Annotated in this window: 20 protein-coding genes, 1 tRNA gene and 2 pseudogenes; 12 read left to right on the forward strand and 11 right to left on the reverse strand. The window is 42.6% G+C overall.

What is annotated here, in order from left to right; translation table 11 throughout:
• The 4 genes from HWQ41_RS14410 to HWQ41_RS14425 all read left to right on the forward strand — a co-directional run.
• Positions 1 to 648, forward strand: a 648-nt coding sequence (locus HWQ41_RS14410; protein ID WP_292763710.1) for a HEAT repeat domain-containing protein, incomplete at its 5' end; no start/stop codon positions are given.
• A gap of 135 nt (positions 649 to 783) precedes the next feature.
• Positions 784 to 1,029 (forward strand): UPF0175 family protein, encoded by a 246-nt coding sequence (locus HWQ41_RS14415; RefSeq protein WP_292763713.1) that lies wholly within the window; start codon positions 784 to 786, stop codon positions 1,027 to 1,029.
• Positions 1,026 to 1,520, forward strand: a complete 495-nt coding sequence (locus HWQ41_RS14420) for a DUF3368 domain-containing protein (protein WP_292763715.1) — start codon at positions 1,026 to 1,028, stop codon at positions 1,518 to 1,520. Before HWQ41_RS14415 ends, HWQ41_RS14420 begins: the two co-directional genes overlap by 4 nt.
• A gap of 78 nt (positions 1,521 to 1,598) precedes the next feature.
• On the forward strand, positions 1,599 to 2,642 hold the full coding sequence (locus tag HWQ41_RS14425; RefSeq protein WP_292763717.1) for a caspase family protein: 1,044 nt from the start codon (positions 1,599 to 1,601) through the stop codon (positions 2,640 to 2,642).
• Positions 2,643 to 3,000: 358 nt separating this feature from the next.
• Here HWQ41_RS14425 and HWQ41_RS14430 read toward each other — a convergent pair whose 3' ends face one another.
• A complete protein-coding gene (locus HWQ41_RS14430; RefSeq protein WP_292763719.1) occupies positions 3,001 to 4,089 on the reverse strand; it encodes an aromatic ring-hydroxylating dioxygenase subunit alpha in 1,089 nt (362 codons plus the stop codon).
• Positions 4,090 to 4,437: 348 nt separating this feature from the next.
• Here HWQ41_RS14430 and HWQ41_RS14435 point away from each other — a divergent pair, with 348 nt between their 5' ends.
• Complete coding sequence (locus HWQ41_RS14435; RefSeq protein ID WP_292763721.1) at positions 4,438 to 4,863, forward strand: heavy metal-responsive transcriptional regulator; 426 nt, start codon at positions 4,438 to 4,440, stop codon at positions 4,861 to 4,863.
• 307 nt (positions 4,864 to 5,170) lie between these two features.
• Here the strand turns inward: HWQ41_RS14435 and HWQ41_RS14440 are convergent, their stop codons facing one another.
• The 3 genes from HWQ41_RS14440 to HWQ41_RS14450 are packed head-to-tail and all read right to left on the reverse strand — an operon-like array spanning position 5,171 to position 7,953.
• Positions 5,171 to 5,398 (reverse strand): hypothetical protein, encoded by a 228-nt coding sequence (locus HWQ41_RS14440; protein WP_292763724.1) that lies wholly within the window; start codon positions 5,396 to 5,398, stop codon positions 5,171 to 5,173.
• Positions 5,399 to 5,417: 19 nt separating this feature from the next.
• On the reverse strand, positions 5,418 to 7,715 hold the full coding sequence (locus tag HWQ41_RS14445) for a heavy metal translocating P-type ATPase (protein ID WP_292763726.1): 2,298 nt from the start codon (positions 7,713 to 7,715) through the stop codon (positions 5,418 to 5,420).
• 43 nt (positions 7,716 to 7,758) lie between these two features.
• Positions 7,759 to 7,953 carry a heavy-metal-associated domain-containing protein gene (locus HWQ41_RS14450; RefSeq protein ID WP_292763729.1) on the reverse strand — a complete coding sequence of 65 codons (195 nt, stop codon included), beginning with the start codon at positions 7,951 to 7,953 and terminating at the stop codon, positions 7,759 to 7,761.
• 419 nt (positions 7,954 to 8,372) lie between these two features.
• On the opposite strand from HWQ41_RS14450, the gene HWQ41_RS14455 reads away from it, so the two are divergent.
• Complete coding sequence (locus HWQ41_RS14455) at positions 8,373 to 9,812, forward strand: RtcB family protein (RefSeq protein WP_292763732.1); 1,440 nt, start codon at positions 8,373 to 8,375, stop codon at positions 9,810 to 9,812.
• A gap of 551 nt (positions 9,813 to 10,363) precedes the next feature.
• Here HWQ41_RS14455 and HWQ41_RS14460 read toward each other — a convergent pair.
• The 4 genes and pseudogenes from HWQ41_RS14460 to HWQ41_RS14475 all read right to left on the reverse strand — a co-directional run bounded on the left by HWQ41_RS14460 (position 10,364) and on the right by HWQ41_RS14475 (position 13,835).
• Positions 10,364 to 11,488, reverse strand: coding sequence for a hybrid sensor histidine kinase/response regulator (locus HWQ41_RS14460; RefSeq protein ID WP_292763735.1), 1,125 nt, complete (start codon positions 11,486 to 11,488; stop codon positions 10,364 to 10,366).
• Positions 11,489 to 11,524: 36 nt separating this feature from the next.
• Positions 11,525 to 12,859, reverse strand: a complete 1,335-nt coding sequence (locus tag HWQ41_RS14465) for a hybrid sensor histidine kinase/response regulator (RefSeq protein WP_292763738.1) — start codon at positions 12,857 to 12,859, stop codon at positions 11,525 to 11,527.
• 113 nt (positions 12,860 to 12,972) lie between these two features.
• A pseudogene (locus HWQ41_RS14470) lies at positions 12,973 to 13,116 on the reverse strand (response regulator); the annotation flags it as partial.
• A gap of 371 nt (positions 13,117 to 13,487) precedes the next feature.
• Positions 13,488 to 13,835, reverse strand: a complete 348-nt coding sequence (locus HWQ41_RS14475; RefSeq protein ID WP_292763741.1) for a hypothetical protein — start codon at positions 13,833 to 13,835, stop codon at positions 13,488 to 13,490.
• Between the two features lie 422 nt (positions 13,836 to 14,257).
• Between HWQ41_RS14475 and HWQ41_RS14480 the strand changes: the two genes are divergently transcribed.
• Complete coding sequence (locus HWQ41_RS14480) at positions 14,258 to 14,980, forward strand: response regulator transcription factor (RefSeq protein ID WP_292763744.1); 723 nt, start codon at positions 14,258 to 14,260, stop codon at positions 14,978 to 14,980.
• 370 nt (positions 14,981 to 15,350) lie between these two features.
• Here the strand turns inward: HWQ41_RS14480 and HWQ41_RS14485 are convergent, their stop codons facing one another.
• Positions 15,351 to 16,712 carry a lipid-A-disaccharide synthase-related protein gene (locus HWQ41_RS14485; protein WP_292763746.1) on the reverse strand — a complete coding sequence of 454 codons (1,362 nt, stop codon included), beginning with the start codon at positions 16,710 to 16,712 and terminating at the stop codon, positions 15,351 to 15,353.
• A gap of 21 nt (positions 16,713 to 16,733) precedes the next feature.
• On the opposite strand from HWQ41_RS14485, the pseudogene HWQ41_RS14490 reads away from it, so the two are divergent.
• From HWQ41_RS14490 to HWQ41_RS14505, 4 genes and pseudogenes are all read left to right on the forward strand, one after another.
• A pseudogene (locus HWQ41_RS14490) lies at positions 16,734 to 16,928 on the forward strand (outer membrane protein assembly factor); the annotation flags it as partial.
• Between the two features lie 119 nt (positions 16,929 to 17,047).
• A complete protein-coding gene (locus HWQ41_RS14495) occupies positions 17,048 to 17,383 on the forward strand; it encodes a hypothetical protein (RefSeq protein ID WP_292763749.1) in 336 nt (111 codons plus the stop codon).
• Positions 17,364 to 17,801 (forward strand): PIN domain-containing protein, encoded by a 438-nt coding sequence (locus tag HWQ41_RS14500; protein WP_292763752.1) that lies wholly within the window; start codon positions 17,364 to 17,366, stop codon positions 17,799 to 17,801. The genes HWQ41_RS14495 and HWQ41_RS14500 overlap by 20 nt, the downstream gene beginning before the upstream one ends.
• Before the next feature lie 453 nt (positions 17,802 to 18,254).
• Entirely contained in the window at positions 18,255 to 19,877 is a 1,623-nt protein-coding gene (locus HWQ41_RS14505) for a protein kinase (protein WP_292763755.1), read from the forward strand.
• Between the two features lie 168 nt (positions 19,878 to 20,045).
• Here HWQ41_RS14505 and HWQ41_RS14510 read toward each other — a convergent pair whose 3' ends face one another.
• Positions 20,046 to 20,192: a hypothetical protein gene (locus tag HWQ41_RS14510; RefSeq protein ID WP_366931669.1), complete on the reverse strand. Its 147-nt coding sequence runs from the start codon at positions 20,190 to 20,192 to the stop codon at positions 20,046 to 20,048.
• Between the two features lie 90 nt (positions 20,193 to 20,282).
• Positions 20,283 to 20,367: transfer RNA gene (locus HWQ41_RS14515), tRNA-Ser, on the reverse strand.
• A gap of 248 nt (positions 20,368 to 20,615) precedes the next feature.
• Between HWQ41_RS14515 and HWQ41_RS14520 the strand changes: the two genes are divergently transcribed.
• Positions 20,616 to 21,509 carry a bifunctional 2-polyprenyl-6-hydroxyphenol methylase/3-demethylubiquinol 3-O-methyltransferase UbiG gene (locus HWQ41_RS14520; protein WP_292763758.1) on the forward strand — a complete coding sequence of 298 codons (894 nt, stop codon included), beginning with the start codon at positions 20,616 to 20,618 and terminating at the stop codon, positions 21,507 to 21,509.
• Positions 21,510 to 21,895: the final 386 nt, after the last annotated feature.

The following is a 21,895-nucleotide window of genomic DNA, read 5'->3' on the forward strand; positions in this document are numbered from 1 at the left end:
AACAGTGTAAGTTTTAGTCCTGATGGCCAAAAAATTGCCTCAGCCAGTCAGGATGGAACAGTTAGTCTCTGGAACCTTCAAGGTAAATTAATCAGTAGGTTAAGGGGGAATACTGGTGCAGTCAACAATGTAAGTTTTAGTCCTGATGGCAAAATTATCGCCTCAGCTGGTCAGGACAACAGGGTTAGACTCTGGAGCCTTCAAGGTCAATTAATCAGTATCATTATGTTTAAGGGGAATACTGGTGCAGTCAACAGTGTAAGTTTTAGTCCTGATGGCCAAACTATCGCCTCAAGCGGTGATGATAATACTATTAAAATTTGGAGTCTTGATGGTAAAGAACTGCAAACTCTAAATCTGCAAAATACTGTGTTATCCATAGCATTTAGCCCTGATGCTCAAACACTAGCCAGTGCTAGCGGAAATGACGTAATTCTTTGGCATAGGGCAACAGTTGATAATCTCATAGCTGCTCTGAAAAACCCTAGTGTAGATGTTCGCCGAACTGCTGCCTCAGCTTTAGGGAACTTAGGTTCACAAGCAAAGAGTGCTGTCCCTGCCCTGACTGAAGCACTGAAAGATTCAGATCCAGGAGTTCGTCAGAATGCTGACTCTGCTTTAAAGCGTATCAGTGGTTTATCAAAATAGACCAGTTCGCTCAAAGGGGATATGATCGCAAATCCCCACAAGTCTATAGAGTATAAAAGGCGATCGCATCCACCAGATCCCAAAGCATCATGCAAACCCAATGCTACGATGCAATCATGAGTTAATAAAACTTTTATGAGCTTAGTTATTCCAGACGAACTTCTCAAAATCAGTGGTCTTTCAGAAGAGGAATTATGGCAGGAAATCGTAATTTTGCTTTTTCAGCAAGATAAAATTAGCATCGGCAAAGCGAGCAAATTAGTTGGAATGAATCAACTAAAATTTCAAAAAATTCTAGCTAAACGCGGTATTTGCATACACTATGATGTGGCTGAATTTGAGGAAGACCTCCAGCACTTGCGTGAAAAAGGCTGGCTATGATTGTAGTCAGTGACACGTCACCATTGAGTAGTTTAGCCATAGTTGGATATATATCTCTTTTGCCAGAGATATACAATACAGTAATAATTCCTGAAGCAGTTGCTAATGAATTAGCAAACACAAGTGATGAAGATGAACGAGTAACAGCCGTACTTTCTTTGGATTGGATTGAAATTCGACAAGCTACTGATCAAGAAGTAGTTACAAGGCTTCAAAATGAACAAAGACTTGATTTAGGTGAATCGGAAGCAATAGCCCTGGCGCTCGAACTCAATGCAGACGAGTTACTTATTGACGAACGGCTTGGTAGAAGAGAAGCCACTAAATTAGGAGTCCCAATAACCGGATTATTAGGGATTCTCTTGGTAGCCAAACATAGAGGTTTAATTCCTATCGTCAAACCAGTGATAGATGATTTAATGACTGAAGCGGGTTTTCGAGTCAGCATTCAGCTTTATACTGAGATTTTGAATGCAGCAGGAGAATATTAGTAGCATAAAAATTTCACGTTTACACACTACTCACAAGTATATAGAGTATAAAAGGCGATCGCATTCTTCACCCACCGTATGACAAACCAAACTTTTACCAACGGTTATGCATTACTCATTGGCGTAGGTGCTGATTTACCGGTCACTGTCAAAGATGCAACGGCTATACGAGATATACTGATTGATAGCGATCGCGCCGCCTATTCACCAGAACAAGTCACGCTGCTAACCGAAACCTCTGCAACTCGGCAAAACATCCTCGCAGCTTTTGACCAAATCATCGCCCAGGTAAATCAAAATCCTGATGCGACTGTCATCATTTACTATTCTGGTCACGGTGGACGCATCCAGCGCACCAATGAATACTTCCTTGTACCATTTGGCTATGACCCCAGTCAACGCGCAGACACAGCTATCTCAGGTGTAGAATTTACCCAAAAGATTGAAGCAATTACAGCGCGTAAACTCGTAGTTTTATTAGATTGCTGTCATGCTGGTGGCGTTCCAGCTTTGAAAGAACCAGGAGAAACATTTGTTAAATCACCCTTACCCCCTGAACTGTTAAATGTATTAGGAACGGGAAGCGGTCGGGTTGTGGTTGCTTCTTCGCGAGAAGACGAATATTCTTACACGGGTCAACCCTACAGTGCTTTCACAGATTGCTTGGTGGAAGCCTTGCAAGGTAAAGCAGCAGTGAATAAGGATGGCTATGCACGTATTCTTGATGTTTTAGTTTACTTGTTTGACCAAGTGCCAAAAAGAGCATCAGGGCCGCAGCACCCCTTTGTAAATAAAGTGCTGGATTTGGGCGATAATTTTCCCCTTTGTTATTACGCTGGTGGGAGTAAATTCTTACCTGGTGAAGCAGCAACCATTGAAACTAGTCCAATTTCTATTAGCTTAACTCCTGGACAACGACGGCGATCGCAACAAAAACTAGATGCACTTCAGGCAGAATTTGACATCCGTAGCGAGAAGTTTAAGCAGATGAAGAAAGCTGTAGCAATTGAGGCTGGTACGGCAGTCAAGTTTCAATTAGAACAGCAACTTCTTGATGAAGAGACAAAACTGGCACATCTTAGCGATGAACTGGATAAAATTGAGTATGTATTGCAATCATGAAACTTATGTAAATATACAGTTATTTAGCAGATGGAAATCAGGATTTCTTCATCCAGACAACCAGGAAAACAGAGATATCCAGTTAATTGGTATTTGTTTATACTATTTCAATTTTTTGTAGTCGTTATACTCATGACTTAGGTTCTACCTGGGAATTAGGAAGTGGCTTTGCCACTTCTTTTTATTGATCTGGTAGCCCAGTAAAAAATAAATTAAAAGTTAAAAGTAATTTCGGTAAACTTTTAACTTTTATTTAGTTATTACAGCAAATTGCAACTAAATGAACTAAAATGCTTCATTCTGAAAACCAGATATAAAGCTTTTTTTACTCCTGACTCCTGAATTCTGAATCATGATGTTAGTCATTACTCATTGTATCTTGCCATCTCTCACGCTTGGGCTTGCTTTCCACATCGCGCGATCGCGCTTCTTGCCAAGTCCCCCACATTAGGGATTGCTGTTTTTCAACATGGTTAATAAACTGCATGATTGACTGATCCACTTTGATGGGAGTTTTCAAATCAAACTGAATTGTTTGGACAATCTTGATGTCACCCATGAGAAAATACTTACCTGCAATCTTGGTCAGCCATAGCACGACTCGATTGCATAACCAACCAAAAATTCCTTTACGTTTCTTAGTGATCAACAAGATTTGACCTTCAGCTTTTCCCCCTTCGTGAAGGCGAACTGCAAACATCGTGTGGACATGGAAGAAATCGGGGCCAAGTGTCACAATCCCAATGCTACCGTACCAATAGCAAATACTGTAAGTTATGGCATTTTTGTAGAAAAGACGGATGAGCTTAATGAAAAAGGAATTGTCTTTGATGGGTGTAGTGTTACTGAAGATAATCGCATTTTCGTTCAGTTCCTGTCTTTCAAAAATAATTTCTACTGGCAGGTTGTGAACTGTATTGAGGTGTTGAGCATCAATCGCATTAATCATCATCACATTGGGGTGACAGTTCATCACGAAATGAGAATGGATGGCGACATCACACTCTTTTTGTTCCAACTCTGGAACAAAAGGTAGAGGTTGTTGTGGTATTTCTCCAGTCCAAACCCAAATCATCCCGTACTTTTCAGCAGTGGGCCAAGTTTGTAACTTTAGCGAAAGCGGCGCATCTAAACATGGGATATCAATACACATCCCTTCAGCATCAAACTTCCAGTGGTGGAAAAAACAACGTAGTGCATTACCCTCAACTTTGCCTTCAGCAAGGTGAGCGCCCATATGTGGACAGTAGGCATCAAAGGTAACTATTCTTCTGTCTTTACCACGGTAAATCACTAATTCTCTACCCAAAATCGTGACAGGTTTTACTTCACCCACCCGCAGATTTTGAGAGGGTATTATCCAATACCATCCCTCAATAAAACGCTCTGGATTATTAAAATTTTTAGGTTTACGGGTTGAGCTAAAAGTCTGCGAGTTGAGATTCATTTTTATGGTTTCACTTAAAGTGAAGCAGTTGATCTACAAGTAACATGGAAACTTCAAAAAAACAGTTACTTTCAGTACCATGACAAACAGTTACTCAATCAATGGATAAAATTCAGAAGGTAAAATATTGAACAATTATTATTAACAATGTAAAAATTATGTCAATCAAATATCAGCTTAATTTTTAAAATATCTATTCAGAATAGATATTTTAAAAATTAAAACTTAGTAAAATTTATAATTAGATAAAAATTTCAACTACTAATGCCAATATTTTGCTAAACTCTCAAACGACTTAATAATTAGTAAAATATGTAATAATAATTACAAGAGTTGAGAATATCTACCGTGTTAACTCAAGATAAAAAACTGCTTTTAATTGGTCAGGTAACAGATTTAAGCGGAATTCCCATCAGGACAATTCGTTATTACGAGAGTTTAGGCTTAATCAAATCATCAAGACGAACAGAGGGAGGCTTTCGCCAGTTTTCATTGGATGTGCTAACTCGTCTAGCATTCATTAAAAGGGCGCAAAATCTTGGTCTTAGCCTAGAAGAGATTGGAAATATTCTTCAGGTTTATGACCAAGGACAAGCTCCCTGTGGTGAAATCAAAGAAAAGCTCGAAGATAAGGTCTTGCAGATTGATTGCCAAATTGATCAATTGTTAACCTTACGTTCTGAAATAGAGGGATTACTTTCAGGCTGGAAGAATATCGGCGGCCACCATGAGGATACAATTTGTCCGATTATTCAAAATAAGAGGATGTTTTAAAAGTGGTTTGCTGTGATTTTAGGCACTTATTGATTCCCCCTAACCCCCCTTAAAAAGGGGGGAACCGGAATCAAAGTCCCCCTTTTAAAAGGGGATTTAGGATTGCTATAGAACGTTTTAATACCTACAATAGAACTTTTAAAACATCCTCTAATAAAAGTCAAGGGTTTTTAACCCACGGAGGTGGGTAAAGTCTCGTGTAGCCGCGACTTCCAGTCGCCAGGATACATAAAAATTAGCTTTTCAAACATCCTCTAAGACTTACAGTAGGAGTCAGGAGTAAAATAGGCTTTATATCTGACTTTATTTAGGACTCAGGACTTTTATAAAGAAGAAACCACCACAACTCTAGTCCAATTAAGGCGAAACCTGCGATCGCAACACCAACTTTCAAGCCTAAAGGTTGCTCAATACGATGAAATTGGCTAGTTTGCTCTGACGAGTGGGCTGGCATTTCTGCTAATGTCACGCCTGATGTTCCAGTGAGCAGCACTAAAGCTGTAAGGCTTCCCCAAAGCATTTTTTTACTGAACATTTGCTAAATTAACCTGCAATTATGAGATAGCTTTTGGTTGAAAGTTACGCAATCTTAGAGCGTTGCTAACAACAGAAAGCGAAGAAAGAGCCATCGCAGCCCCGGCGATAATTGGATTGAGTAACCAACCAAAGATGGGGAACAGAATTCCTGCCGCAATCGGAATACCAATGACGTTGTAAATAAAGGCAAAGAAGAGATTTTGCTTTATATTGTTGATGGTGGCGCGACTAAGTTGAATAGCCGTAACAATTCCTTGTAAATCTCCAGAAATTAGGGTGATATCGCTAGCTGCGATCGCTACATCTGTTCCCGTACCAATGGCAATTCCCACATCAGCTTGGGCTAGGGCTGGCGCATCATTTATGCCATCACCTACCATTGCGACAATTTTAGATTTTGGATTTTGGATCTTGGATTTGAGAAATCTCTCTATCTCCCCTTGCAAAGATTGGATAATCGCCGCCTTCTGATCTGGACGCACTTCGGCAAAGATTCGCTGGATGCCAACTTGTAGAGCGATCGCATCAGCAGTTTTACGATTATCTCCAGTAAGCATTACTACTTCTAAACCTAACTTCTGTAAAGCTTTCACCACTGCTGCTGACGAAGGTTTGAGGGCATCGGCAATACCCATTATTCCTTGTAGTTCGCCATCTACAGCAATCAAAATGACTGTTTTACCAGCCGCTTCCCACGCATCTTTATACTGCTGGAGACTCATGGTGTTAATTCCAAGTTCTGTTAACCAGCGTTGTGTACCAATTTGCACAAGCTGATTTGAAACAACTGCTTGCACACCACTACCTGCATTAGCCTGAAAGTTTTTTACCTCTATTAAACTCGCCTCTTGAGACTGGGCGTATTTTACAACCGCTTCAGCTAAAGGATGCTCAGAATTGCGTTCCACAGTTGCTGCTAACTGTAAAAGCTTGATTTCATTACCATTAGCTGTGCCGTTGACAGTTACAAAGTCTGTAACTGTCGGTTTCCCCTCAGTCAAAGTGCCGGTTTTATCTAAAACGATGGTTTGAATTTTATGTGCTAGTTCTAAGCTGTCTGCACCTTTAATCAAGATGCCATTTTCTGCACCTTTGCCCGTTCCTACCATTACAGATGTGGGGGTAGCTAAACCCAAAGCACAAGGACAAGCAATAATCAGTACACCCACCGTTGTTATTGTTGCTAAGGTGAGGTTGCCCGTGAAATTAAACCAAATAACAAAAGTGGCGATCGCGATCGCAATCACAGCTGGTACAAACCATCCTGTCACCTGATCTGCCAAGCGCTGAATTGGTGCTTTAGAACCTTGGGCTTGTTGCACTAGTTTGACAATTTGAGCCAAAAATGTATCATTTCCGACTCGTGTCACCCGAAACTGAAATGCACCCGCACCGTTAATCGTCGCCCCAATTACCTCATCTCCTGGCTGCTTCTTGACTGGCAAACTTTCACCCGTCACCATCGCTTCATCTACTGTCGAAGCGCCTGCAATCACTTCGCCATCTACTGGAATCTTTTCACCAGGACGCACCAAAATCACATCGTTGATTCTGACTTCGGCGATGGGAAGATCAATTTCCCTACCATCACGAACAACTCTGGCATCTCTAGCTTGCAGTCCAATGAGTTTGCGGATGGCTTCAGAAGTTTGCCCCCTAGCGCGATTTTCCAACAACCGCCCCAACAAAATTAAGGTAATCACAAAGGCGGCAACTTCGTAATAAACATGAGGTATCAAGCCCTGAGCAATAAAAAAGTTCGGGAAAACGGTGACAAATAAAGAATATAGATACGCTGCACTTATGCCCAAAGCAATCAGCGTGTCCATCGTCGCCGTATGGCGCTTGAGGGTTTTCCAGCCATTCCGGTAAAAAGATCCACCACACCAGAACACGACGGGTGTTGTCAGCACTAACTGTACCCAAGGATTCTGAAGAAAACTTGGAATCAAGGGCAAGTTCAGCCCAGTCATCATGGGCAACGATCCCAAAAATAGGAAAATGCTGATTACACCTCCCATCACTACCTTGAGGGAGAGTTTGCGTTGTAATGCTTGCCTACTCGCTTTCTCCGCATCATCTTCTTCGGAGAGCAATTCTTCCTGGAGTGAGTCAGAAGAGTATCCCGCAGATGCGATCGCCGCTTGGATTTTCTCTAAATTGGCTAGAGAGCGATCGTACTTGATGGTGGCTTGTTCTGCTCCAAAGTTAACGTTGCAGTCAATTACCCCAGGAACAGAGCGAATCGCCTTTTCGATGTTAGTGGCGCAAGCGGCACAACTCATGCCTCGAAGTTTGAGTGTGAGAGTATCCATAACTAGATGAACCGCCGTGATTGGTGTGGAAGGATTTCAAAGATTAAGCAACTGGATAGCCAGCAGCAGCCAACGCTTCCTTAATTGCTGTTTCTGATGCTTGAGTTTGGACACTGACAAGCTTGGTTGTGGGATCAGCCTGAACGCTAGCATTGGCATCGACTGCTTGAAGTGCTTTGGTGATGGTGCTTGCACAAACAGAACAAGCCATGTTGGGAACTGTGAGTTGGAGAGTCATAGATTTACGGGATAAAATGAACAACCTAGCCAAACCAAGCTAGATGACTGAGGGACATCCGTCAACAGTCAGAAATTTCTGGTTGAAAGTCGCCTTGAATTCATCCTAGACTCTCTAGCCGGCTGGAGAGTCTAGAGATTTTTAAAAGTTTTTCGCTAAACTTCAAATTTCTTTACAACTTTGGTTTGACTGAGTAACCGTTGCCCATCAAAAATACAACGTACTACAAAACACTTGTCATCCGATGAAAGTGTGTGTTATTAAGGCTATATAACCACATTAGTCAGAATTAACCTGTTGTTTTCCCCACAGTTCTGGGAAAACGACCCTCTGCACTAATTGAGACGCGGCTGCTGAACCCAAGTCTCCTCATCTCTTCACAACAAGGGGTCTTTTTTAAGACTCTATTTGGAGTTTTCATGCAGCCAAAAAATCTCAAACGTCTCCTGCGTGCTTTAGAGCGGCAGGGTTTGGATGTAACTTATAACGATCGCACTTATTCAGTCCGTCTAGTTAATTCTCCTGATGCCCCTGTAGCAGAAGTGCTACTCCCAGAAGACTTTCCCGTAGAAGCTAAGGCACTGAAGCAATTAGCGAATTTGGCAAGCGTCCGCCACCCTTCAGGTGGATGCGTTTGTCGTGCCTGTGCTACGCCTGACTTTCACCCAGGTGATGCGGGTGTTGCCATTGGTTCAGTCGTAGAAACTGTGGGTCAGGTTATCCCTGGCGCTGTCGGTTCTGACATCAATTGTGGAATGCGCCTACATGTTGTTGATTTGACAATCGAGGAATTTCTGGCAAAGCGTGACCAATTCGTAGAACGGATGAAGGGGGATTATTTCTTCGGTACGCGTGATGTGACAATGACTGCTCAGACAATGCGATCGCTATTTCAGTATGGAGTTCCCGGTTGGCTGGATGCCATGCTAGATCAGCCTACGGGGAGTGTAGTCAAGTCTAATTTATCACAACTTGCCCAAGAGAGCGAACGCATTTTCTTAGGTGGTTCAATGAATGGTGACTGGAAACTTGCGCCTGAAGAATTGGTTCCCGATGCTGGACTAGTACGCGATGGCGGACTGGCAACCATTGGCGGCGGTAATCATTTTGTAGAAGTGCAACGGGTTGATAAAGTTGAAAATCGCACACTTGCCCACGCTTGGGGAGTGCGCGAGGGACAGCTAGCTTTTATGATTCACTCTGGTTCTCGAAACGTGGGTAAGTATATTGGGGGAATGTGGCGAGATAAAGCTAAGGCGACTTGGCAAAAAGGTTTGAAGTACCCTGATTCTCAGATTTTTCCTCTCTCTACTTATTCTCACCCTGAATTAGTCGCCAGTTACCTGCAAGCTGAGGCCACTGCTGCTAACTATGCCTTTGTAAATCGCCTTCTATTAGCGGAACTGCTACGTCTGCGTTTGCGGGAAGTATACAAAGATGTGGAAGCACCTCTAGTTTATGACTTGCCTCATAACATCACCTTACCAGAAGGTCAGGGATGGGTAACACGCAAAGGCGCTTGTCCTGCCCATCTAGGGCAACCAGTGATTATCCCTGGTTCAATGGGTGCTTATTCTTATCTGATGGTGGGTAGAGGCAATCCAGCATTTTGTAATTCTGCCTCACATGGGGCGGGAAGAATTCGTTCTCGCTTCGACCTCAACCGCAGAGGTGCATCTCAAAGTGAGGCGGAACTGGGATTAACCGGGGTAGATTGCATTACCCTGCGTGAAGAACGCCGAATTGAAGAAGCACCCGCGGCCTACAAACCGATTCAGTCTGTGATTGATGTGCAGGTTGAGGCAGAAATGGTGGACGTTGTGGCGCGGTTGAGTCCGGTGTTGACGTTTAAGGCGTAGCTGCTAAATAAAAAGCCCCTGGTCAACGCCAGGGGTATCCATCTTTATTCCCTCATATTAGAATCGCATCTGTGAAGCTATTGTAAATCCGTAGTAATGCAATAACCGCATAAAATTGATGATTATTTTGCAATCAGCTAGTTAGATAGGAATTTACCTAGCATTATGGATAAGAGCGATGTCTACGACGGGCTACGCCTACGCTTGTTTCTCTTCACTTGCTCAGAAAAAAGGTTTAGCATAAAAGAAGGTCAAGCGATACTGTTATAAATAATCATCCGAATTTTTTATATAAAGTTATTATGAACTCATTAAGAAAATATTCTGTAATTTTGCGTATACTCGAAAACTATCTGCTAAACCTATCAGCTTGAGGTTTTCTTACCTGAGCGATTTTTGTGTGGGTAAAGATTATCAACTAGACAAAAGCAAAACACAAGTCAATCCTAATTGAGCCGTCGTGGGCTTAGGACAAGATTGGGTATTCACTCTGCTTTTGAGCTTTGTCAAGATTAGCAGTCCAGCATAAAAATATGAAAGTGAAGAAGAACTTAAGTGTTTTTAGGTAGTTTTACAGTGAACAGACTACCTTTACCTAATTCCGAAGCAACCTGGATAGTTCCGGCGTGCCCTTCTACAATCCGGTGGGATAGATGTAGTCCTAAGCCACTACCTGAGCGTTTATTTCTACCTTGGCGAAATCGCTCGAAAATTGTTGCCTGATCTTCTGGCGCAATCCCATATCCTGTATCTTGTACCTCAATTGTTACCGAATCTGGATTTCCGGGATGAGGTGATCTTTCCAAAATGCGGATTGTTATGCCACCTGTATCTGTAAATTTGATCGCATTTGCGATCAAGTTGTTTAGCACTCGCCGTAGTTCCAAGCGATCGCCCATAATAATACCAGGGTTTTGACTCAGTGCGTCTAATTCACGGGTGTCTATTTTTAGAGTCAAGCCTTTTTCACTAGTTAGAGGGCTTAGTTCGCTGACTACTTCTTGAGATATCTCACGTAAATCGCATACTTCCCAATTCAACGTTTTTTTACCTGCCTCGAAGCGATAGACTTCTAACAGGGTGTTCACCATTTCCATCAAATTTTGGTTACTGCGAATCATGACTGCGATCGCCTGTTTCATTTCTGGCGAAATTTTGCAGAATGTTTCCATCTCAAACAAATTCAACATGCGATCGGACGCTACTAAGGGAGTTCGCAAATCATGAGTCAGACGGGAAACAAAGTCTTCGCGTTGGCGGGCCATTTTTTGTTGTTCGTCTAGACTGTGCTTGAGACGCAACAGCGATCGCACCCTTGCCAGTAGTTCATCAGTATCAAATGGTTTACGAATAAAATCGTCAGCACCAGCATCCAAACCTTGGACAACGCTGGATTCATGAAAGGCAGTAATCAGCAGAATTGGAATATAAGAGATTGCAGGGTTCTTCCGAATCCGCCGGGTGACTTCATAACCATCTATTCCCGGCATCATCACATCTAACAGAATCAGATCGGGTGGAGATTGTTCAATTTGCCGCAAAGCCTTTATTCCATCTGAAGCCAAATCAATTTCATACCCCTCACTTTCTAAAATTGCTTCAACCAAAATGAGATTATCTTGAGTATCGTCAACTGCGAGGATACGATAAATTTTATTATCTTCAACTACAGACATGATTTATCAACTTTTATCAGTGTTTTTGGAAGTAATTTATAGTTGAAATTTAGGATATCCTATTGATGCTTTACTGGCTTGAAAAGATGAATGATGCTGATTTTTAGCAGAGCAAAAAACCCCGTCACTATCTAACTGTAAAGCTGGAGCATCGGCTGCTTCAGTCGATAATGTGATTTGACGTGGCAATTCAATTTTAAACATTGAACCGATCCCCAATTTGCTCTCAAGAAAAATTTTGCCGCCCATCATTCGTACCAGCGAATCTATAATTGCCAAACCCAGACCTGTACCTGGATATTTGCGAGTGATAGTTTGATCGACTTGCCGAAATGCTTCAAAAATACGTTTAAAATCTCTGGGTGCTATGCCAATACCTGTATCCCGAACGATAATTGTCACTCGATTTGCAGGTAGTTCCTTAACCTCAACCCAAATCTCACCAGATTCGGTGAACTTAATGGCGTTGGAGAGCAGGTTAATTAAAATCTGTTTGATCCGAACTGGATCATTAAATACCAAAGGATTTTGCAAATCTGTTTGCACTAACAATGAGAGGTTTTTGGCATCAGCTAGTGAACGCATTTCACCTACAGCGAGATTTATTACCTTTGATACATCAAATATTTCCCCCTTTAAGTCTAATCGTCCTGCCTCCAGCTTGGAAAAGTCGAGAACTTCATTCAGCAGCATTAGCAAATGCTTCCCATTATTCAAGATGCGCTCAACCATATCTGCTTGCTGGTGCGTTAGTTGACCGAACTTGGGACGCAGCAGTATCTGCGAAAAACCAATAATCGCATTCATCGGCGTTCTGAGTTCGTGGGACATAGTTGCCAAAAAATGCGATTTTAGCAGTAATGCCTCCGATAGCTTGAAGTTTTGCATTTGAATCTGTTGCTGTTGTCTCTCCAATTCTTGGTTCTTACGAATGAGTTGTTCATGACTCTCTCTGAGTTGCTGGTTTGCTAAAGCTGCCTGCATTTCAGCCCGATAAACTCGAATCGCACTTCGCAAAACCTGTACCAAAGTTTCTGGGGATATCTTAGACTTAGAGAGATAGTCTGTAGCACCAGCTTTGATTAATTGGACAGCAATTTGTTCATCTCCTTGACCAGTTAAGACTACTAAAGGAACTTTAATTTCCGAAGAACGTAGCTGTTGAATCAAGGTTAGTCCATCCGGGTATAGTAAGCGATAGTTGAGGAAAACACAATCATAGGCAGTAGTGCTTAAGGCGGAAAACGCATCATTACCATTGCCTACTTCTGACAGTTCCATTTTAATACCTGCTTCAGTCAGGGGATAACGGACTGCCATCCGGTCTACTTCGTCATCGTCTACAACCAAAATTTTCAGCGTCTCTTCCATCGGTTTTTATTTTCGCCGCCAAACATAGGTTGATGTATAACATTTCTCTTTTCAGATTATCCAACTAATAGAATATAATATTTTCGGACATCTAAAATCTGTAACTTGATTGACTAAGGCATTTCGCACAATATCCAATACTTGTTGAGCGTTGCCATCATCTCCATAAAGTTAGGGAAGATCAAAGGCTTCAGGATATATCCAGCTAAATTTAAGTTGTCAGCTTTCACTCGGTATTGATCTTGATTTGAGGTCGTCTTTGTTCTCCTCCACTAGTCGGATGTTAATCACTCTTTCGGGCATTTCCTTGGTTTAAATTCAGTCTGTTGTATCCTCAATCTGGTTAATTTATCAGAGTCTTGAAATTAAACTCCTAGCAAATGACCAATGGCTTTCAAAAAATTAGCAATTAACAAACCGAAACCTATTGCTCTGAAGACAGCAAACAGAATTGATATAAAGTAAAATAAAATACTTTACTAAGCTTAAAACAATTGTAAATGAGTGAGCAAGCGACCGTCGTCAGCCATTGGTGAGAGTTGCATACCATTCTCGTGTACCATAAGCTTGAGCAGTTTTACCCATCAGATTGATTAGAGCAGGTAAATAAGAAAAGTACTGCCTATACCTATTTGTGAATCTGAGTAATCCTACCTCCTGGAATTTCGATAATTTTCTTAACGATCGCCAGACCTGTGTTAGTATATTTATGGCGATCGCATACTTCCACTGTTCGGAAAATTACTAATACCTGATCGTGAACTTTAGGAAGAATACCAAGTCCTGCCAAACCTTGTGGCATTTGAGCAAGCTTCCCTACAAGGGTTGAGCGAAAATTCAAAGCCTCTCCCCTAGAAGGAGAGAAGTCTTCCACATCGCGTGAAAAGTCAGACCAACAAGCTTCCCACAAAGGACAAGAAATTACTTTGCTGCTGGTGATTCCACCAAATTTTAACGCCGTTTGATTCCCTTTCATGAGGATTGCTATTGGCTCCATCAATCCGATAAATCCAAAGGTTTGGTTAAAAATCGCTCGAAATCATCGTTCACTTTCTCATCAGGCAACTTTGACCTTTTGTAATTTGTCCATTTTTGTCAGCTTTATACAAGATAATAGTAATTAACTAATGGAACATCGCAACTCAAAGCTGAATTCTCAGCAAGGGGGAACAATTTGGCATTCGTTTCAATATTTCATATTTTTTGTGCAAGTATCCATATATCTTCAGCTAGATTTGTCCTCTATCGAAATATGAAAAAATCGGGTATTTACTATTTCTCTCGATGGATGCAGACTTTTTGAAATATCATCTATCTTTGGTATGGGAAAATAAGAGATAGCACTTACACAAGGTAATACATTGAAAGAGGCAAACAGCAGTAAAAGTGAGTGTAGCGATGAATGAAATTAGCATTATTTTAATTGAAGATCATGACTTAACGCGAATGGGGCTACGAGCAGCATTACAGTCTCACAGCGCATTGAAAGTAATTGGCGAAGCGTCAAATGCTACCCAAGGATTAAAACTTTTAGAAACGGCAAAGCCAGACGTAGCTGTTGTAGATATCGGCTTGCCTGACATGGATGGCATCGAACTCACCCGTAAATTCAAACGCTACCAAGCTGAAACTGGGCAATCGACTACAAAGATTCTTATCCTGACAATGGATCATACAGAGGATGCAGTACTTGCAGCCTTCGCGGCGGGTGCTGATTCTTATTATATGAAAGAAACAAGCATCAGTAAATTAACGGAGGCGATACAAGCAACTCACGCCGGTAACTCTTGGATTGATCCGGCAATTGCCAACGTGGTATTGCGGAAGATGCGGCAAGGTATTCCTGGAGAGACCCAAAATTCTGACAAGCCGAAGACTGTAAAAATTGAAGCGCTAGCGTCAGAATACGAGCAAGTTTTGGAAACATACCCCCTAACTCAACGGGAACTGGAAATCCTAGAGTTGATTGTCGCTGGTTGTAGCAATGGGCAAATTGCCGAGAAACTCTACATTACAGTTGGTACTGTGAAAACTCATGTTCGCAATATTCTAAATAAACTGTGTGCCGATGACCGTACCCAAGCTGCTGTGAGGGCATTACGTTCTGGGTTGGTGGCGTGAGAGACTAGGAACTAGGGATGAGGGAGTAAGAATTTTAGATTTTAGATTTTAGATTAAAGAATTGAAATTTAATCCAAAAGACGCTCTCTACGAGACCAAGGCGTAGCTTGCTTCTGGGCAGGAGTACGCGGACTCGCTCTCAGCAAACGCGAGTGCGTCTGGTAGAGAAGATATGCCTTTATGCGTTGCCTCAAGGGACGCGAGTGCGTCTCCCCTTCTCACATTGGGAGAGGCTAGCGCCAAGGGAGAAGAGAAGGCTTTACGCGCAGCTATCGTCAATCCCTTCGGCTTGGTGCAGTCACTCATGGGGGAAACCCCCTGTTCCCGCGCTGCTTCACCAAAATCCCAAATTGAATTGCCCAATGCCCGTTCAAAATCGTTCCTGTAAACATTCCGCAATACGTAGTGCGGCTCCTGGTTTACCCATGCGTCGCAGACCATTTTCGGCAATAATTTGCAAAATATCAGGATCTTTGAAGAGGGACTGTACGATCTTGGCAACTTCTGCTGGCTGCTCGACTAAAATCAAAGATGAGCCTAAATGACGACTTTGAGCTTCAGCAAAGGCAGGGTTATATTGGGGCCCATTACCGGGAATCGCGATCGCAGGTTTCCCTAAACCGATAAACTGTTCTGTGGCTGTACCTGCCATTGCGATCGCTAAGTCTCCCAAATGCAAGCAATCATTATAGGCTTGTTGTGTCAGCAGTAGATAAACATTTCTTTGTCTAAATGTCAAGATATTTGGATCGTGAAGTTGGATAGGAGATGCTGATTCAGTCCGCCAGCCTTGGAATTGCACACTTTGGGATAAAATATTACAGTCTAAACCAGGAGCGATCGCACCTAAAAATACCACTCTGCCAGAAGTGTAAAACACCGAATCTCGCTCCTGGAAACTTGCCATCAACGCAGATACAGCAATCATAATTGTTTCCCAGTTGGTGTATGCCTCTGGCGGACGGGAACCAGGAAGAAGAGTCACCATTAAAGGTCGAACTGTCTCTTGTTGTTGGCTATCCTGACTATAAAATTTTTGGCGTGAAAAGGTCGGTTCTAGACCATCCATCATCGGATTACCCAAATTAAAAGCTCGAATTGGCCATTGTTTTAATATTTCCGTCGTCAGTGCATCTCTAGGAAACACCGCCTGACAACGGCGACGACTCATCAACCAACGTTCCCAAGGATGGTAAACTGAACCGGAAAAGTTTTCCCAACGCGCATCTTTAGATTTCCGTGGTAATAATCCAGCTTCATCCCGCACATAATATTCAGATTTCGCCGTACCCACAAAAGCATAATTAGCGCCACTGAAAGTTGCAAACAGCAGGGGGACAATATCTCCCACAGCTAAAATCGCTCTTTTATTACCTAATTTTTTTTGAGAACTCACCCAACGGCGGACAGCTTTAATCTGGCTGAGGGTAAGTTTCAATAAACCACCGCGTACATCCCGCACTAATTGGCGTCCATCCATATAAATAAAGCCGCCAGAAGGCATGGTGTGGACTGAACCAATGAAGGGGATATCCAACTGTTCATAAGCACGTCCTTCACCCACCAGAGGCAAAGCAAATATCTCTGGTGGGTTTGATTGTCGTTGGAGTTCTTGCAAAATCCGAACTGCAATTACATCTTCCCCATGACCATTACTTAATACAAGTAACCGCAAAGGAGAAGTTGCAGCTTGCGAGTTAGAAGCTAGAGATAACCGAGATACATTACTCATAAGAAACAAAATATCAAAATTAACAGCGATCGCTTGGGCTACACTGTGAATGGCTTTCGTCGCCGGGAACTTTCGGAAACCTTTGACGATACTATCAAGCTAGCTAACGGCGACAAAGTGCGGGAAGGTAAAATTGGCGGAGGTATCAGCTTTCAGCGACCAATTGACGACTGGAATACCTCCTTGGGATTTAACTATACCCGAACTAGTATAAGAAGATAAGTATTTAGAGTATTAACATTGCTCTGAATACTCTATTGTAGCGGTGTAGGATGAATGTGAGATTGTCGAGTTAACGCTGGTTGCTCATTCTAATAGTCAGAATAAGGTAAAAAATGGAACAAGCGATCGTACAATTGCAAATTCCTTTTTCGGTACTGGTTGAAGCTATTAAAGCATTACAGCTAGATGATAAACTTGCCCTCAAGCAAATTCTGGATGAGAATATTGTTCAAGTCTCTCCAGTACCGCAGCAATTAACAAATGGAGAAAAAACTTGGGAATTATTGGATAATTCCTCCAGTAAAGATTCCGAAAAAAAAAGGCAGGTAATGGAACGTTTTACAAAAGCTGTTGAGCAAGTACTGGCTGAAACCGGTATGACGGAAGATGAACTTGCTGGTATTTTTGATATGAGTAAACCATTCCCTTATGATGCGATTGGTCGTTGATACCAATGTTTTAGTAGCAGAACTATTGCGAAACAGAGGAAGGGCGCTGATTGGAGACTCTAGTCTGATACTCTGCGTTACAGAGCAGATTATTGATGAAACTCAATATGAATTACAACAGCGTATCGTTCGCATGATATCGAATGGTCGATTTAATGAGCCAGTCGGAAAGGAATTACTGGAATCTGGATTGGATGTGTTGCAAACGTATTTAAGGGTATTTAAATTAGAAACCTATGAAGGTTTAGAAGCTGAAGCTAGGAGGCGAATTCCCAGAGATCAAAATGATTGGCAGACAGTTGCTTTAGCACTTCATCTAGAAGCAGCAATTTGGACACAAGACTATGACTTTTTTGGCTGCGGTTGTGCCACTTGGACAACAGAAACATTACTGGTGTACCTGCAATCTCTAGGTTAAAATCTATATCTTCCTCTTTCAAAAATTGACTGGTAGTTTCGATTGTAACGATGCAACTTGAATGCCAATTAGCTAATCGGATGAGCGTAGGCGTAGCCTGCTGTAGCCATCGCTTTTAATGCAGCTAGAGACGAGTCAGTGAATTGCTCTGTGGCGTTGTAGCAAGTAGCGTGTCCAGTCGTACTCCCTCCCTGATATCACGGATATAGGAGACAGCTTTATCCTGTTTTCTACTTCAGGATTTCTTTACTCCCGCGTTATCCTATGAAAAAGATAAAACTGTTGCGATCATGGGGAGGTTTTTCCCGCTTCGGGAATTCCAACAACTAAATCATCCCGTAAGATAGACAGGCGAGAACCCTGCTTTAGATAAAATATGGGAGAATTTTTTGGAAATCCCTCAAGACTCAGAACTCGCTACTTAATCTGCTCACTCAGGACTCAGGACTCTTTATGTTAGCAGGCACAATTTTGCAGGATGGAAAATATACCCTAATTCAAGAAATAGGGCGGGGTGGCTTTGGCATTACATTTAAAGCTACCCATCACTACTTGGGTCAGGAGGTGGTGATGAAAACCATCAATGAACGGCTGCGACAACATCCTGATTTTGCGAAATTCGAGCGCCAATTCCAAGATGAAGCCAGACGATTAGCTACGTGTATCCACCCAAATATAGTCCGAGTCAGTGACTTTTTTGTTGAAGCTGGACTGCCTTACATGGTGATGGAATACATTCGTGGCGAAACCTTGGGAGACGCATTTGTATTACCAGGAATACCTTTACCTGAAGCCACAGCAATTCATTACATCCGGCAAATTGGGGCAGCCTTGCAGGTAGTACATAACAATGGTTTGCTACACCGAGATGTCAAACCAGATAATATTATCCTTCGTCAAGGAACGCAGGAAGTAGTACTGATTGATTTTGGCATTGCCAGGGAATTTAATGGCGGTGTCAGACAGACTCACACGGGTTTGGTTTCTGAAGGCTATTCTCCCATTGAGCAGTACATGACGCAAGCGCCACGCACACCCGCCACGGATGTTTATGGTTTAGCAGCAACCTTGTATGCACTGTTGACAGCCCAAGTTCCTATGCCAGCATTATTGCGCGATCGCGAGCAAATGCCTTCCCCCCGCGAACTGCAACCACACTTGAGTGCTGCTGTCAACCAGGCGGTAATGCGCGGTATGGCAGTCGAGTCTCGTTTTCGGCCAGCGACAGTTGCTGAGTGGTTACAACTGCTACCTGGAAATGGGGTGAATGTGACACCGCAAGCCTTAGCCACTTACGCAGTGCCAACTGTTAATGTATCTGCCCAGCAAGCAGCAACTTTAATTGGGAAAACATCCCAAAACCGCATTCATAGACCATCTGCGTTGGCGCAGCCCAACCCAGGCATCGCCAAGGAAAATGTACTGGCTAAAAAACTGGGGTCATCTAATGTAATTATTGGTATAGGTGTAGCCCTAGTTGCTGCTACAGCAGGTTTTGGGATTACGAGCATGTTACCCAAATCTCAGCCGCAGCCAACCGCAAAGCCGCTTTTTGAACAGCCAACTCAACAACCACCCGCGAAAGTACCTAGCTTCGAGAGTACATCTTCACCTCCGGGTGAAGAGACTAACACCACCTCAAGAACCGAATCAGCACCTGTCTCTAATTCTAAGCAGCGTCGGCGCAATCGTCGTTCTTCCCAAGAAGAATCTTCCGGTAGCAGCCCTACACCAGAATCGCAACGTGGCGATTCCAAACAATCCACACCTTCACCTAGCGTTTCACCCACACCCTCGCTAGTGGAGAAACTACGGGCGATCCGGTCATCTCGTAAAGCCTCCCCCGCACCATTGCCACAAAATAACTTACCCGCTTCTAGTCAAGATTCTACCTCCCCCAAACCTGTGAATCCGTCAAATTCTGTGGTCATCCCAGCAGCGCCACCAACGGAATCCAAACGGTCAGATCCTTCTGCTGTAGTAGTACCAACACTGGAAAAGCAAAGTTCACCGACTAATAGTCAACCCCAAAATGATCAGCAATCCAAGCAAAAGCTACAAGATGACAATAATTAGTCAATTTTAGATTTGGAATTTGGGATTTTGGTGAGCCAAGTGCTAACAGAGGCTTTCCCGACTTCTACTCCTACGGTGAAGCAAGGGTGGGCGTAGTATCTTTGAACAGGAGAAGCGACTGGCGATCGCACAGCGTTATTTGCTATTCTGTACAACGATTTCCCCCTTCTAATTAATCTTCACCGGATTTTGGGGAAAAGCTTGATTATTCAAATAACGCATAAGTCTTACAGTCTGAAAACGCTGATCAAGATGAGGGATTCCCTGGCGATCGATTCGCACGGGGATAATTTTACTTGATAAGCTAATCGGCATTGAAGTTGCATAATTAGGGCGCTCATGTTGCCCACCCCACAAGATATATAGACATACATACCATCTATGACATTCGGCAATCTTTTTGAACGGAGAGGGGGGGATTCGAACCCCCGTTGAGTTTCCCCAAAACGCATTTCGAGTGCGTCACCATGAACCGCTCGGACACCTCTCCAGCTATATCATTCACACATTTGAGTGTCTATTCTATATTCAAATGCCGTGAACTCAAGGAAATTTTAGCGTATTCCCTATACTACTATAACATTATCGCTTTATCTGCGTAACGGAATGCTTCGGGAACGCCAATGGCCAACCCAAGATATTTCCCATCATCGTGGTTGCCGCAATTACCTAGCGAGTCAATAACGTTGGGAAGAATTTCAACCAAGTCTAATACCCTAAAACTTACTTTATTCATCAATGCTCAAATCAAAATCAATCAACATTCCCAAACCAACTCGCTACCAAAATGCGGCGATAGATTATTACATGGGACTCACAAATTCCTCCTATCTCCATTACGGGTATTGGGAGCCACTACCGACTGCGGGTGAGGAATTGACGATAACTCACATGCGTGCGGCGCAAGTTGCCTATGCAGCCAAGCTTTTCAGTTTCATTCCAGAGAGTACAAAAACTGTGCTTGACGTAGGCTGTGGTATTGGTGGTAACGCAGCATATTTGTACGATCGCGGTTTCATTGTTGAGGGATTAGCACCCGATGCACTCCAACAAGAGAAGTTTATCAAGAATACCAACGGTCAAGTACCTTTCTACTTAACGAGATTTGAAGATTTTCACACCTCACACTCTTATGACCTAGTTCTGTTCAGTGAAAGTAGCCAATATATTGCTGCTGACGATTTGGCTCAGGGTGCAGCTCGTGTATTAAGTAGTGGTGGCTACCTATTGCTTGCGGATATGATGCGCTCTGATGCTGAATATCGAGAGGGCATTTTTTCTAATTGTCATGTCGCTAGCGAGCTTCAGACAGCGTTGATCCAGGCTGGATTTAAGTTAATTCAGACTGAGGACATCTCCACCCAAATTGCGCCAACCATTGACTTATGTGTTGATAACTTCCGTACTTTTGGACTGACTACCATCAAATATATTGCTGATGTTGTAGCGATCGCCCTCCCACCATTACACGCACTCGGTCGTTTAGCGTTCAAACGCTGGCTGGAAAAGCCGATTATCGAGGGGTTAGCAGCACGCACCATTTTTGATCGCCATCTCTGTTATCAAATCCAACTCTGGCAGTTATCAATTCATGAGGTTAACCAAGATGACCAAATAATTCATAATTCATAATTCATAATTCATAATTTTGGTTACAGAGCAACTAAATTTATTGATGCATAAAAATAAATTTATTCTTCAATCAAGAAAGTGCATTTATAGCGATGTCTACGACGGGCTACGCCTACGCTCGTTTGTATGCAATACACTCTGACCTGACTTCCATTGCTCTCTCCTAAAAGGAGAAAGGCTTTGAATTTTACTCCCCAACGCTGGTAGGGAAGGGACTGTTCTTGTTAGGTCTGTATTCGACTCAACCGAGAAGCGCTATAGCTCTGTAATTTCCACAGTCTTATTGACCACTAAATTTTTGATTTAGTGTTGGCTGCTTTACCCATTCTCTAATTATGAATTATGAATTATGAATTATGAATTATGAATTATGAATTATGAATTAT

The organism is Nostoc sp. NOS(2021), assembly GCF_017115025.1.
GTDB lineage: Bacteria > Cyanobacteriota > Cyanobacteriia > Cyanobacteriales > Nostocaceae > Nostoc.